The organism is Actinomadura sp. NAK00032 (genome assembly GCF_013364275.1).
Classification (GTDB): domain Bacteria; phylum Actinomycetota; class Actinomycetes; order Streptosporangiales; family Streptosporangiaceae; genus Spirillospora.
Map to the genome: position 1 here is coordinate 935242 of NZ_CP054932.1, position 13550 is coordinate 948791.

Sequence of the window (13550 nt, forward strand, 5' to 3'; positions counted from 1 at the left end):
GGGCGGACGCTGGTGACCGGGCCCCGGGCCCGCACCGTCCGGCGCCCGCGCTACCCGGTGACCCGGGAGATCGACGAGCAGACCGGGCTCGGCGAGGCGTACATGCGCTCGCTGTTGCGCACCCAGCTGCGGCTCGCCGCCCGGCTGTGCCTGGTGCTCGCGGCCGTGGTGCTCGGGCTGCCGCTGCTGTTCGCGCTCGTCCCCGAGGTGCGCGAGCGGGAGCTGTTCGGGCTGCCGCTGCCGTGGGTGGTGCTCGGCGGGCTGATCTACCCGTGGTTCGTGGCGTGCGGCTGGTGGTACGTCCGGCTCGCCGAGCGCAACGAGGACGACTTCGCCGACCTCGTCGACCGCGCCGACCGCCCATCCGAGGATCCCTAGTGAGCGCCGCCTACGGGCTCGCCGGGGTGCTGCTCGTGGTGGTCGCCACGGTGCTGATCGGCGTGCTCGGCGTGCGCATCTCGCGGACGACGTCCGACTTCTACGTGGCGTCGCGGACGGTGACGCCGCTGCGGAACGCGTCCGCGATCGGCGGCGAGTACCTGTCGGCGGCGTCCTTCCTCGGCATCGCCGGGCTGATCCTCGCCTACGGCGCCGACATGCTGTGGCTCCCGGTCGGCTGGACGGGCGGGTACCTCGTCCTGCTCGTGCTGGTGTCGGCGCCGCTGCGCCGGTCCGGCGCCTACACGCTGCCCGACTTCGCCGAGGCGCGGCTGGAGTCGATGGCCGTGCGCCGCGTCGCGAGCGTCCTGGTGGTGCTGATCAGCTGGCTGTACCTGCTGCCGCAGTTCCAGAGCGCCGGGCTCGTGCTGCGGACGGTGACGGGCGCCCCGGTGTGGACGGGCGGTGTCCTCGTCGCGGTCGTCGTCGCGGTGAACGTGCTGGGCGGCGGCATGCGCAGCGTCACGCTCGTCCAGGCGTTCCAGTACTGGATGAAGCTGACCGCGCTGGCCGTGCCGCTGGTGTTCCTGCTGCTGGCGTGGCGGGGCGACGGCGCGCCCGGCCTGTCGTCGGACGTCCCGCCGCGCTTCGCCGACCGGACGACCGTCGCGGTCGGCGTCGCCGTCACGGTCAACGTGACCGCGCCCGTCCAGGTCGTTGCGGACGGGGACGTCGACGGGCGGCACTACGCGAACGCGCCGCTGACCCTGCACCCCGGGCGGCACCACATCGACCAGGACACGTCCGTCACCTTTCCGGCCGGCGCCGACGTCCCGCACGTCAGCGGGCGTCCCGTCACCACCGACCGGGAATGGGCGATGCCGCTCGACGGGCGCGAGCACTCGCTGTACGCCACGTACTCGCTGATCCTCGCCACGTTCCTCGGGACGATGGGGCTCCCGCACGTCCTCGTCCGCTTCTACACCAACCCGGACGGGCGGGCCGCGCGCCGCACGACCGTGATGGTGCTGTCGCTGCTCGGCGCGTTCTACCTGCTGCCCGCCCTGTACGGGGTGCTCGGCCGCCTCTACACCCCCGAGCTGCTGATGACGGGACGGGCCGACGCCGTCGTCCTGACCCTGCCCGGACGGCTGATCGGCGGGGTCGGCGGCGACCTCCTCGGCGCGCTGGTGACCGGCGGCGCGGTCGCGGCGTTCCTGTCGACGTCGTCCGGCATCACCGTGTCGGTGGCCGGGGTGCTCGCGCAGGACATCCTGCGCGGCGGCGTCCGGTCGTTCCGGGTGGGGACGCTGCTCGCGCTCACGGTGCCGCTGGCGCTGGCGATCGCGGCCCGGTCCCTCGCGGTCGCGGACGTGGTGGGGCTCGCGTTCGCCGTCGCCGCGTCCACGTTCTGCCCGCTGCTCGTCCTCGGGGTGTGGTGGCGGCGGCTCACCGTGCCCGGCGCGCTCGCCGGGCTCGTGACGGGCGGCGTGCTCGCCGGTACCGCCGTGATCGTGACGATCGCGGCCGGGCCGCCGTCCGGGCTCGCCGGGGCGCTGCTCGCCCAGCCCGCCGCCTGGACGGTGCCGATCGCCTTCACCGTCATGATCCTGGTGTCGCTGTGCACCCAGCGCCGGGTGCCGCCGGGCGTCGCCCGCATGATGGTGCGGCTGCACACTCCAGAGTCGCTCAACGTCGATCGCGGTACCTGGCGGCCCCGCAGAGTGTGACCGTGCGCTCGGAGGCCCCGTCGCGGGTGACCGTTCGTCGCGCCAAAGCGACCGTTCATCGACAGGGGTGACATTCCGGCGACGATGACCGGCACCTTGCCGCAGCCCCGGCGCCGCCCCCTCGTCCCCTCCGAGCTGGATCTTTACCGTGGCGCGTGATTGGCGTCACAACAGAGGAGGGCGGTCGTGTCCGTCGATAAGAGCGCCCCCGGTACCGTCTATGAACGGTTCCAGGGCACCGAGGAGTTCCAGGAACTCCGCCGCAGGTTCCGCCGATTCGCATTCCCCATGACCGCCGCGTTCCTCAGCTGGTACCTGCTCTACGTCGTGCTGTCCGGGTGGGCGCGCGGCTTCATGGGGCACGAGCTGGTCGGCTCCATCAACGTCGCGCTGGTCTTCGGGCTGCTGCAGTTCGTGTCCACGTTCGGCATCGCGTACATGTACTCGCGGCACGCCGAGCGGCGCCTCGACCCGCTCGCCGACAAGGTGCGCGGCGACGTCGAGGCGGCGCAGGCCGGCGGCGCCGCGAACACCGTCGACACCACCAAGACCACCGGGGCCGCCGAGACCGCGGAGGACGCCCGATGAGCAACGAGACCCTGTCGATCATCCTGTTCCTGGTGTTCGTGGCCGCCACCCTCGGGATCACCGTGTGGGCGAGCCGCAACACCAAGAGCGCGACCGACTTCTACGCCGGCGGACGGTCGTTCTCCGGCGCGCAGAACGGCCTCGCGATCGGCGGCGACTACATGTCCGCCGCGTCGTTCCTCGGCATCGCCGGGCTCATCGCGCTGTACGGCTACGACGGCTTCCTCTACTCGATCGGCTTCCTGGTCGCCTGGCTCGTGGCGCTGCTGCTGGTCGCCGAGCTGCTGCGCAACTCCGGCCGCTTCACGATGGCGGACGTGCTGGCGTTCCGGATGAGCCCGCGCCCGGTGCGCACCGCCGCCGGCGTCTCCACCATCGTCGTGTCGATCTTCTACCTGCTGGCGCAGATGGTCGGCGCGGGCGCGCTGGTGGCGCTGCTGTTCGGCTTCACCAGCGAGTTCGCCAAGGGCGCCACGATCGCGATGGTCGGCGTGCTGATGATCATCTACGTGGTGTTCGGCGGGATGAAGGGCACCACCTGGGTGCAGATCGTGAAGGCCGTCCTGCTGATGACCGGCGCGGCGCTGATCACGCTGCTGGTGCTGGGCGAGTTCGGCTTCAACCTGTCGTCGCTGCTGAAGGACGCCGCCGACGAGAGCGGCAAGGGCGGCGCGTTCCTGGAGCCCGGCCTGCGCTACGCCACCGAGGACTCCGGCCTGACCGGCAAGCTCGACCTGATCAGCCTCGGCCTCGCGCTCGTCCTCGGCACCGCCGGGCTGCCGCACATCCTGATCCGGTTCTACACCGTGCCGACCTCCCGCGATGCCCGCAAGTCCGTCATGTGGGGCATCGGCCTCATCGGGGTGTTCTACCTGTTCACCCTGGTGCTCGGCTTCGGTGCCGCCGCGCTCGTCGGCTCCAAGGAGATCTCCGCGGTCAACGCGGCGGGCAACACCGCGGCACCGCAGCTCGCCGAACGCATCGGCGAGATCATCTTCGGTGACGCGGGCGGCACGATCCTGCTCGCGGTGATCGCGGCGGTGGCGTTCGCGACGATCCTCGCGGTCGTCTCCGGCCTCACCCTGGCCTCGTCCTCGTCGTTCTCGCACGACCTGTACGCGCACGTGTTCCGCAAGGGCAAGGCCAGCGAGCGGGACGAGGTCCGCGTCGCGCGCATCGCCGCCTTCGTGATCGGCGCCGTGTCGATCGTGCTGGGCATCTACGCGCAGCGGCTGAACGTCGCCTTCCTCGTCGCGCTCGCGTTCGCGGTCGCCGCGTCCGGGAACCTGCCCGCGATCCTCTACAGCCTGTTCTGGAAGCGGTTCAACACCTCCGGCGCCGTCTCCGCCATCTACGGCGGCCTCGGCTCGGCGATCTTCCTCGTGGCGTTCTCCCCGGTCGTGTCCGGCTCGGACAAGGCGCTGTTCACCGACCACGACTGGAGCTGGTTCCCGCTCAGCAACCCGGGCATCGTGTCGATCCCGGTCGGCTTCCTGTGCGGGTTCCTCGGGACCGTCCTCAGCAAGGAGTTCAACGCGCAGAAGTACGCCGAGATCGAGGTCCGCTCGCTGACCGGAGCCGGCGCCGAGCAGGCGACCGAGCACTAGATCCGCGGGGGGCGCCCCCGCCGCCCCCCGCCCTGCCCGCCGCGCGGGCGACCGTCGCCCGGTCCCGCGCGGCTCGCGGCCCCGTCCCGCCCCACGCCCCCTTGGGACGGGGCCGCTCCATGCCCGCCGAGTCTTCTCGGCGGGCGAGTGCGTTCAGCGGCCCGGTCTTTTCAGCGGCCTGGTCTTTTCAGCGGCCTGGTCTTTTCGGCGGCCCAGTCTTTTCGGCGGCCAAGTCTTTTCGGCGGGGTGGGACGGGGTTTGGCGAGGGCGCCGTGTGCAAGATCTACCGTGGGACGACACGGCGACTTGGCGGGGGAACGGTCCGGGCCCCGTCCGGGCGGGAGGGGCGATGGGGTACGGAAGGTCGGCCAAGCGCGGCGTGGTGCTGGTCGGCGGGGGGCTGGTGCTGCTCGCCGGTGTCGCGCTGCTGGTGCTGCCGGGGCCGGGGCTGCTGCTCGTGCTGGCCGGGCTGCTCATCCTCGCGCGGGAGTTCCCGGCCGTGGACCGCTACGTCGAGCCGGTCCGGGAGCGGGCGATCCAGGCGGCGGAGGAGAGCGTGACCTCCTGGTGGCGGCTGACCGGGTCGATCCTGACGGGGCTGGCTCTGATCGGCGCGGGGATCGTCTGGGGGCTCGTGGACGAACTGCCCTTCTCGGGGTGGAGCGCCGGGTCGGGCCTGATCCTGTCCGGGTTCATCCTTTACGGATTGCTCTACTGGAGCTATCGGCGGGTGAAAGCCGGAAAAGCGCAATGAGTCGGCCATGCGGGGGTGTGGACACTTTCCGTTAAGCCAGGCTTCCGCTGATGGCCCGCGGACGGTGGGCGTCCGTCCCTCCGGTGGGGGGATCTTGCTGAGCACGCATCATCGTGCGTCGATCCCACCATTCGCCTGAGGAGTCCGAGCATGCCCGTGGAAACGGAGAAGGCCGTTCCCGCGGCGAGTCCGGTGATCGGGGAGGCGGAGATCGCGGCGGCCGTGCGCGTGCTGCGCAGCGGGCGGGTCGTGCAGGGGCCCGAGGTCGCCGCGTTCGAGGACGAGTTCTCCGCGCTCGCCGGGGGCCGCCACTGCGTCGCGGTGAACTCGGGGACGTCCGCGCTGCAACTGAGCCTGATCGCACTCGGCATCGGCCCCGGGGACGAGGTCGTCGTCCCGTCGTTCACGTTCGCGGCGACCGCCAACGTCGTCCGGCTGGCCGGCGCCGAGCCGGTCTTCGCCGACATCGACCCCGCCACGTTCTGCGTCGATCCGGACGCCGTCGCCGCCGCCATCGGCCCCCGCACCGCCGCGATCATGCCGGTGCACCTGTACGGGCACCCGGCCGCGCTGGACCGCATCGGCCCGCTCGCCGAGCGGCACGGCCTCGCCGTCGTCGAGGACGCCTGCCAGGCCCACGGCGCCGCGCTCGGCGGGACCCCGGCGGGCGCGCTCGGGACGGTCGGCTGCTTCAGCTTCTACCCGACCAAGAACATGCACGCCCTCGAAGGCGGCATGGTCACCACGGCCGACGCGGAGACCGCGCGGACGCTGCGGCTGCTGCGCAACCAGGGCATGGAGCAGCGCTACGCCAACGAGATCGTCGGCGCCAACATGCGGCTCACGGACGTCGCGGCGGCGATCGGGCGCGAGCAGCTGAAGCGGCTGCCCGAGTGGACCGAGCGCCGCATCGCCAACGCCCGGTTCCTGGACGCGAAGATCACCGCCGCCGCCGTCCCGCCGGTCGCGGACAGCGCGCGGCACGTCTACCACCAGTACACCGTCCGGGTCGCGGAGCGCGACGCCGTCCAGCGGGGGCTGGACGAGCGCGGGATCGGCAGCGCCGTCTACTACCCGACGCCCGTCCACCGGCTGCGGCCGTTCCTGCTGGACGGCCGCCCCGACCCGCGCTGGGACCTGCCGGAGACGGAACGGGCCGCGGCCGAGGTGCTGTCGCTGCCGGTGCATCCGGGGGTGGGCGAAGACGAGCTCGCGCGGGTCGCCGACGCCGTCAACGAGGTGGCGGGGGAGTACGCAACTACCGGGGGGAGGGGTGCGTCATGAGCGTGCCGCTGCGGGCCGGGCTGGTCGGGCTCGGCGTGATGGGACGCAACCACGCGCGGGTCCTGAACGAACTGGACGGCGTCGACCTCGTCGGGGTCGTCGACCCGGCGGACCGCCCCGTGGGCGTCCCGCCGGGCGTGCCGCTGCTGGACTCGGTGCAGGACCTGCTGGACCTCGGCGTCGACTACGCGGTGGTCGCCTGCCCGACGGCGCTGCACGAGGAGGTCGGCCTGGCGCTCGCCGACGCCGGGGCCGGGGCGCTGATCGAGAAGCCGCTCGCCGCGTCGGTGGAGGCCGCCGAGCGGCTGGTGAAGGCGTTCGAGCCGCGCGGCCTGGTCGCCGGCGTCGGGCACATCGAGCGCTACAACCCGGCGCTGCAGAGCCTGCGGGCCCGGCTGGAGGCGGGCGAGCTGGGCGAGGTGTTCCAGGTCGTCACGCGGCGGCAGGGCCCGTTCCCCAACCGGATCGCCGACGTCGGGGTCGTCAAGGACCTCGCCACCCACGACATCGACCTCGCCGCCTGGGTGACCGGCCAGGACTACGTGTCGATCTGCGCGCACACGGTGGCGCGCACCGGCCGTCCCCACGAGGACATGGTCGCCGCAGTCGGCCGCCTCGCCGACGGCGCGATGGTCAACCACCTCGTGAACTGGCTGAGCCCGCTCAAGGAGCGGACCACCGCCGTCACCGGGGAGCGCGGCTGCTTCGTCGCCGACACGCTGACCGCTGACCTGACGTTCTACGCCAACGGCGAGACGAGCACCGAGTGGGAGGCGCTGCGGACGTTCCGCGGCGTGTCCGAGGGCGACATGGTCCGGTACGCGATCCCGAAGCGGGAGCCGCTGCTGGTCGAGCACGAGCGGTTCCGCGACGCGGTCCGCGCGGGCGCGGCCGGCGGCGACGCGCCGGGGATCGTCACGCTGCGGCAGGGCCTGCGGACGGTCGAGGTGTCGGTGGCCGTGCTGGAGTCGGCGCGGCTCGGCACGACGGTGAACCTCGGCCCGGCGGAGGTACTGGGTGCCGTCTGATCTGTTTCACGCGCGTGGGGTCTTTTCGGGGGAGGTAGGTGGCTGATGCGGATCTGCGTGGTCGCGCTGGGCAAGATCGGTCTTCCGCTCGCGGTGCAGTTCGCCCGCAAGGGGCACCGGGTGATCGGCGCGGACGTGAACGAGCGGGTCGTCGCGGACGTGAACGCCGGCCGCGAGCCGTTCCCCGGCGAGGCGGACCTGGACGTCCACCTGGGCGCGGCGGTCCGGGACGGGCGGCTGATCGCGACGACCGACACGGCGGCGGCGGTCGCCGAGTCGGAGGCGGTCGTGGTGGTCGTCCCGCTTTTCGTGGACGAGCACGGCACGCCCGACTTCGGCTGGATGGACGCGGCGACCCGGTCGGTCGCCGAGGGCCTGCGCCCCGGCACGCTCGTCAGCTACGAGACGACGCTGCCGGTCGGCACCACCCGGGGCCGCTGGGCGCCGATGCTGGCGGACGGCTCGGGCCTCGCCCCCGGCGACGGCTTCCATCTGGTGTTCAGCCCCGAGCGGGTGCTGACCGGGCGGGTCTTCGCCGACCTGCGCCGCTACCCGAAGCTGGTCGGCGGCATCGACGAGGCGTCCGCCCGGCGCGGCGCCGAGTTCTACGAGCGGGTCCTCGACTTCGACGAGCGGCCCGACCTGGACCGGCCGAACGGCGTCTGGGACCTCGGGTCGGCGGAGGCCGCCGAACTCGCCAAGCTCGCCGAGACGACCTACCGGGACGTCAACATCGGCCTGGCGAACCAGTTCGCCCGCTACGCCGACGCGGCCGGGGTGGACGTCATGAAGGTCATCGACGCCTGCAACACCCAGCCGTACAGCCACATCCACCGGCCGGGCATCGCGGTCGGCGGCCACTGCATCCCCGTCTATCCGCGGATGTACCTGTGGAACGACCCGTCCGCGACGGTCGTGCGCGCCGCCCGCGACGCCAACGCGGACATGCCCGGCTACGCCGTCGGACTCCTCGCGGACGCCTACGGCGACCTGGCCGGCGCCGAAGTGCTCGTGCTCGGCGCCGCCTACCGGGGCGGCGTGAAGGAGACGGCGTTCTCCGGCGTCTTCCCGACGGTCGAGGCGCTGCGGGCGCGCGGCGCCGTCCCGTACGTGTCCGACCCGATGTACACGGCCGAGGAACTGGCGGATCTGGGGCTCCCTCCGCACCGGGGGGAGGCGGTCACCGCCGCGATCGTGCAGGCCGACCACGCCGCCTACCGGGACCTGGGCGCCGACGACCTGCCGGGCGTCAAGGCCCTCGTGGACGGGCGCCGCGTCACCGACCCGGCGCGCTGGCACGGCGTGGAACGCGTCGTCATCGGCGGCCCGTCCCGCTGACCACCGACTGGAGCATCGCATGCAGAACGAAGACGACACGGCGGCCGAGGAGTCGCGCGGCCGCATCGTCATGCTCGTCGACAACGACGTCCAACGGGACTCGCGGGTGCAGAAGGCGGCAGCGTCGGCCGCCGGGGCCGGCTGGGAGGTGCACCTCCTCGGCTGCGCCGCGCCGAGCAGGCGGCGGCGCTCCTGGACGCTGGGCGGCGCGCACGTCCGGCTCGTCCCGCTGCAGCACACGCTCCTGCGCGACCGGCACGGCGTCCTGCGCGCCACGCTCCGCCGCCCGCTCGCGTACGGGCACCCGAGCGTGGCGGACTACCGGCGCCGGCTCGTCCAGTCGCGGCGCGCCGACCTCGCCGCGTCCAGGCTGGCCCCTGGCGGCCGCGGCCCGGTGCGCAAGGCGTGGCTGATGGCGCGGCGCGTCACGGCGAAGACGCAGTCGCGGTGGGTCGCGCTGCGGGTGCGGCAGACCGGCGCGCTGAGCGCGGCGCGCGAGAACCCGCGCGCGCCGCTGGAGCGGCTCCCGATCAGGTTCTGGCAGGCGGTCCTCGGCGACCGGGCCTGGCGCGTCCTCGACCGCAACCTGTGGGACTGGGACAGCGCGTACGGGAAGATCATCGACGCGCTCGAACCCGACATCGTGCACGCGAACGACTTCCGGATGCTCGGGGTCGGCGCGCGGGCCGTGCGGCGGGCGCGGGCGAAGGGGCGGAACACGAAGCTGGTGTGGGACGCGCACGAGTTCCTGCCCGGCATTCGGCCATGGGGCGCCGGGCCGCGCTGGCACCCCGCGGTCTGCGCGCACGAGCGCGAGTACGCGGGGGACGCGGACGCGGTGGTGACCGTCTCGGCGGCGCTCGGCGAACTGCTCGTCGAGCGGCACGGGCTGCGGGACGAGCCGACCGTGGTGCTCAACGCCCCGATCACCGGAGGCGAGCCCACGAGCGCCGACCCGGTGCCCGACATGCGGGAGCTGTGCGGCGTCGGGCCGGACGTGCCGATCGCCGTCTACAGCGGCAGCGCGTCCGTGCAGCGCGGCCTGGACATCATGATCGAGGCGCTGCCGCGGCTGCCGCGGCTCCACGTCGCGCTGGTCGTCGCCACGGGGCGGTCGGAGTACATGCGGGGGCTGCTCGCCCGTGCCACCGAGCTGGGCGTCGCCGACCGGCTGCACGTCCTGCCGTACGTGCCGTTCGACCAGGTCGTGGAGTTCCTGTCGGCGGCCGACCTCGGCGTCATCCCGATCCACCACTGGCCGAACCACGAGATCGCGCTGATCACGAAGTTCTTCGAGTACTCGCACGCGCGGCTGCCGATCGTCGTCAGCGACGTCCGGGCGATGGGCGGGATGGTCAGGGAGACCGGGCAGGGCGAGGTCTTCCGCGCCCAGGACCTGGACGACTACGTGCGCGCGGTCGAGGCGGTGCTCGCCGACCCGCAGCGGTACCGCGACGTGTACGACGAGCGGTCCGACCTGCTCCGCGACTGGACGTGGGAGGCGCAGGCCGAGGTCTTGGACGCCGTCTACACCGGGCTGCTGCCGTCCTCGGCCCGGCTCGGCCGGTCGGCTGCCGGCATGCCCGCCGAACGCCTCGTGGCCAGCCAGGACTGATGGCGCAGCGAGCAGGCGACAGGGACGTCGCCGTCGTCACGCCCTGGTATCCGAACCCGCTGCAGGAGTGGGCCGGGGCGTTCGTCCAGACGATGGTGGAGGCGACGGCGCCGGGCTGCGGCGACGTCACCGTCTACCACACCGAGGCGTGGCTGATGCGGGAGCCGGCGGCTCAGGTGGAGGCGGCGCGGGCGGCGCACCGGCGGCTCCTGCCCGTCGCGCTGCGCCCGCAGCCGGCGGTCGCGGGCGCCCGGCTGCTGCGCGTCCCGGTGCCGACGGTCCCGGAGTACACCTTCGCCGACCTCGCCCGCGAACACGCGCGCTGGCTGCGTGAGGCGCTGCGCGGGGAACCGGTCCCGGCGCCGGTCGTGCATGCGCACGTGGGGCTGCGCGGCGGGTGGACGGCCCTGGAGAACGCCCGGCCGGACGCGCGGGTGTTCGTCACCGAGCACGCGTCCTTCATCGACAAGGTGCTCGACCAGCCGGACTCGCGGGCGTTGTACGCGCAGGTGCTCGACCGGTGCACCGGCTTCTTCGCGGTGACGGACGTGCTGCGCGACAAGCTCGCCGCCGCCTTCCCGGACGCCGCCGGCAAGATCGAGACGATCCCGAACCCGGTGTCGTTCGAAGCGCCCCGGGCTCGTCCGGTCGCGGAGCTGCGCCGCTGGCTGTATGTGGGCGCCCTGGTCGAGCGGAAGGGCGTCGAGCTGCTGCTGGAGGCTTTCGCCGCGTGCCGCGCCGAGGACCCCGCGCTGACGCTCACCATGGCGGGCGCGGGGGTGCTCGGCGCCCGGCTCGCGGCGCGGGCCGCCGAACTCGGCGTCGCGGACGCCGTGTCGTTCCCGGGAGCCGTCGCTCCGGACGAGGCCGCGCGGCTGATGCGGGATCACGACCTGCTCGTCCACCCGGCCCGCTGGGAGACGTTCGGCGTGACGGTCATCGAGGCGGTCGCGGCGGGGACTCCGGTGCTCGTCACGCGCTGCGGCGGCCCCGAGCGCACGCTCGCCGGCATAGAGGACGCCGCCGGGGAAATGATCGACGTCGAGGACGACCCCGGCTCGATCGCCGCCGGCTACCGCCGCCTGCGCGATCGCTTCCCGGACGGCCTCGACCTGCCGAAGGCCCGCGCCGTCCTGGACGAGCGCTTCGGGTACGGCGCGGTGGCCGGGGCGCACCACCGGCACTGGTTCGGGGAGGACCCCGACGGGGGAGGGGGACGGTGAACGTCGTGTTCGTGGCCCTTGGGGGCACCCGGCGGCCTGCGGTCGTCCGGGAGTGCGCGCGGGTCCGCGCGGACGGCGGCACCGCGACCGTGGTCGTCGGGAGGGCGTCCGCGTGGGCCGGCGAGCCGCTCCCGGACGGCGTGGAGACCGTCGACCTGCCCGCGCTCGAACGCCGCCACCGTCCGGCGCTGGAGCAGTTCCTGCTGTTCAGGTTGCCGCGACTGGTGCTGCGCGTATGCTTTCCCGGCCCGCTGCGCGGGGTGGGCGACCGGCTCAACGCCGGGTTCCGCGACCGGGTGGCCCGTCCCGTCGACCGGCGGCTGGCCCGCCGCCACCGGCGGGACCCGGCCGCGATCCGCCGCCGGATCGTCGACCGGGAGCTGCTGCGCGGCCGGTCCGTCGACCTCGTCGTCATCGGCGACCCGCAGTCGCTGGTGGCCGTGTCCGAGCTGGCCGACGTGATCGCGGGCGCGGGAGCGCGGCCCGCCTACACCATCGCCGGAGGACGATCCCATGACTGAACGCCCGGCCGAACCCAGGGGCAGGCGCCGCCCGCGCCTGCTGTACCTGGCCTTCTACTTCCCGCCGTCCCGCGCGAGCGGCGTGTACCGGCCGCGTGCGACCGCGAACCGGCTCGTCGAGCTGGGCTGGGACGTCACGGTGTTCGCGGCGCCGCTGCCGTTCCTCTACGACACGATCGGCTCGGTCGACGACAAGCTCATGGACACCGTCGACCCGCGGATCACGCTCGTCCGGCCGAGCCTGAACCGGTTCGTGTGGGAGACCGATCTGCGGGAGTACAGCGGGTTCCGGGCAAGGTTCCCGTTCCTGGCGCAGTCGCTCTATACGTGGGGGCAGGAGCACGTCTTCCCCGAGCACTACGCGTCGTGGGCGCGGGCCAGTGTCCGGAAGGCGCTGCGGATGCACGCGCGGCGCAGGTTCGACGTGGTGCTCGCGACCGGCAACCCGTTCGCCTCGTTCGGCGCGGCCTGGCTGTTCCACAAGCTGACCCGCACGCCCTACATCATCGACTACCGCGACTCCTGGACCCTCGACCAGTTCTCCGAGGAGCCGAGGTTCGAGGACGGGCATCCCGCCTGGCGGTGGGAGGGCCGGGTGCTGGGGGCGGCGGCGAACTCGCTGTACGTCAACGACGCGCAGCGCGCCTGGCACGCGGACCGGCACCCGCACGCGGCTGACCGGATGATGACCGTCCTGAACGGGTGGGACGCCGACACGCTCCCGAGCATCGCCGAGCCGCCCCCGGCGGCCCGCGAGGCGGCGGGGGCGGCGGCGGAGGGGCACGCGCCCCGGTTCACCTACGTCGGCACCGTCACCGACCAGCAGCCCATCGAGCCGCTGGTCGAGGGGTTCTCCCGGGCCCGGGAGCATCCCGACATGGCGGACGCGTCCCTCGACTTCTACGGGTACTTCGGCTTCTTCAAGGCCTCCGTCAAGGTGCTCCGCAACCGCTTCGCCGCCGCCGCGGCCGTCGCCGGCCGAGCCGGCGCGGAACCCGGCGAGGGGGGCGGCGAGGGGGCCGAGGACGACGGGGTGCTCGCGCCGGGCGTGCGCTACCGGGGGCCGGTGTCCAAGACCGAACTCGCCGGCGTCTACCGGGACTCCGACGTCCTGGTGTTCCTCAACGGCGGCGGCCGCTACGTCACCTCCGGGAAGATCTTCGAGTACATGGCGGCGGGGCGGCCGATCGTGTCCGTCCACACCCCGGGGTCGGCGGCGGAGGAGCTGCTGCGCGGCTACCCGCTGTGGTTCAACCCGGGCGGGCTCGACCCGGCGGACATCGCCGTGTCGATGGCGGCGGCGGCGAAGGCCGCGGCCGGGCTGGACGGGCGGCAGGTCGCCGAGGCCCGCGAGTACGCGGGCCGCTTCTCCCGGAACGTGACCTTGGAGCCGCTCATCGCGCGGCTCACCGAACTTGCCGTGCGCAGGCGCGGCGTGGCGGGACGGGGTGGTTCTCAGTGAACGGCGAAGTGCGGGCTCCGCG

General features: G+C 73.5%; 12 protein-coding genes. All 12 read left to right on the forward strand.

What is annotated here, in order from left to right; all coding sequences use genetic code 11:
• Positions 1–12 precede the first annotated feature (12 nt).
• The 12 genes from HUT06_RS04410 to HUT06_RS04465 all read left to right on the forward strand — a co-directional run bounded on the left by HUT06_RS04410 (position 13) and on the right by HUT06_RS04465 (position 13528).
• Entirely contained in the window at positions 13–378 is a 366-nt protein-coding gene (locus HUT06_RS04410; RefSeq protein ID WP_254714976.1) for a hypothetical protein, read from the forward strand.
• Positions 378–2108 (forward strand): cation acetate symporter, encoded by a 1731-nt coding sequence (locus tag HUT06_RS04415; RefSeq protein WP_176194525.1) that lies wholly within the window; start codon positions 378–380, stop codon positions 2106–2108. The genes HUT06_RS04410 and HUT06_RS04415 overlap by 1 nt, the downstream gene beginning before the upstream one ends.
• Before the next feature lie 186 nt (positions 2109–2294).
• A complete protein-coding gene (locus HUT06_RS04420) occupies positions 2295–2696 on the forward strand; it encodes a DUF485 domain-containing protein (RefSeq protein WP_176194526.1) in 402 nt (133 codons plus the stop codon).
• Positions 2693–4303 (forward strand): cation acetate symporter, encoded by a 1611-nt coding sequence (locus HUT06_RS04425; RefSeq protein ID WP_176194527.1) that lies wholly within the window; start codon positions 2693–2695, stop codon positions 4301–4303. Before HUT06_RS04420 ends, HUT06_RS04425 begins: the two co-directional genes overlap by 4 nt.
• 349 nt (positions 4304–4652) lie before the next feature.
• Positions 4653–5057: a PGPGW domain-containing protein gene (locus HUT06_RS04430; protein ID WP_176194528.1), complete on the forward strand. Its 405-nt coding sequence runs from the start codon at positions 4653–4655 to the stop codon at positions 5055–5057.
• Positions 5058–5207: 150 nt separating this feature from the next.
• Complete coding sequence (locus HUT06_RS04435; protein WP_176194529.1) at positions 5208–6341, forward strand: DegT/DnrJ/EryC1/StrS aminotransferase family protein; 1134 nt, start codon at positions 5208–5210, stop codon at positions 6339–6341.
• Positions 6338–7369, forward strand: a complete 1032-nt coding sequence (locus HUT06_RS04440) for a Gfo/Idh/MocA family protein (protein ID WP_176194530.1) — start codon at positions 6338–6340, stop codon at positions 7367–7369. Before HUT06_RS04435 ends, HUT06_RS04440 begins: the two co-directional genes overlap by 4 nt.
• Before the next feature lie 45 nt (positions 7370–7414).
• A complete protein-coding gene (locus tag HUT06_RS04445; protein ID WP_176194531.1) occupies positions 7415–8707 on the forward strand; it encodes a nucleotide sugar dehydrogenase in 1293 nt (430 codons plus the stop codon).
• A gap of 19 nt (positions 8708–8726) precedes the next feature.
• The gene (locus HUT06_RS04450) at positions 8727–10322 is read left to right on the forward strand and encodes a glycosyltransferase family 4 protein (protein WP_217711192.1); all 1596 of its coding nucleotides are present in this window, start codon (positions 8727–8729) and stop codon (positions 10320–10322) included.
• Positions 10322–11545 (forward strand): glycosyltransferase, encoded by a 1224-nt coding sequence (locus HUT06_RS04455; RefSeq protein WP_217711193.1) that lies wholly within the window; start codon positions 10322–10324, stop codon positions 11543–11545. Before HUT06_RS04450 ends, HUT06_RS04455 begins: the two co-directional genes overlap by 1 nt.
• Positions 11542–12066, forward strand: coding sequence for a hypothetical protein (locus tag HUT06_RS04460; protein ID WP_176194532.1), 525 nt, complete (start codon positions 11542–11544; stop codon positions 12064–12066). Before HUT06_RS04455 ends, HUT06_RS04460 begins: the two co-directional genes overlap by 4 nt.
• Positions 12059–13528: a glycosyltransferase gene (locus tag HUT06_RS04465; protein WP_217711194.1), complete on the forward strand. Its 1470-nt coding sequence runs from the start codon at positions 12059–12061 to the stop codon at positions 13526–13528. Before HUT06_RS04460 ends, HUT06_RS04465 begins: the two co-directional genes overlap by 8 nt.
• Positions 13529–13550 lie beyond the last annotated feature (22 nt).

What these genes read in the sequence shown, in the direction of transcription:
- HUT06_RS04425 (WP_176194527.1), top strand. Translation starts at nt 2,693, where the DNA reads ATGAGCAACGAGACCCTGTCGATCATCCTGTTCCTGGTGTTCGTGGCC.
- HUT06_RS04430 (WP_176194528.1), top strand. Translation starts at nt 4,653, where the DNA reads ATGGGGTACGGAAGGTCGGCCAAGCGCGGCGTGGTGCTGGTCGGCGGG.
- HUT06_RS04435 (WP_176194529.1), top strand. Translation starts at nt 5,208, where the DNA reads ATGCCCGTGGAAACGGAGAAGGCCGTTCCCGCGGCGAGTCCGGTGATC.
- HUT06_RS04440 (WP_176194530.1), top strand. Translation starts at nt 6,338, where the DNA reads ATGAGCGTGCCGCTGCGGGCCGGGCTGGTCGGGCTCGGCGTGATGGGA.
- HUT06_RS04445 (WP_176194531.1), top strand. Translation starts at nt 7,415, where the DNA reads ATGCGGATCTGCGTGGTCGCGCTGGGCAAGATCGGTCTTCCGCTCGCG.
- HUT06_RS04450 (WP_217711192.1), top strand. Translation starts at nt 8,727, where the DNA reads ATGCAGAACGAAGACGACACGGCGGCCGAGGAGTCGCGCGGCCGCATC.
- HUT06_RS04455 (WP_217711193.1), top strand. Translation starts at nt 10,322, where the DNA reads ATGGCGCAGCGAGCAGGCGACAGGGACGTCGCCGTCGTCACGCCCTGG.
- HUT06_RS04465 (WP_217711194.1), top strand. Translation starts at nt 12,059, where the DNA reads ATGACTGAACGCCCGGCCGAACCCAGGGGCAGGCGCCGCCCGCGCCTG.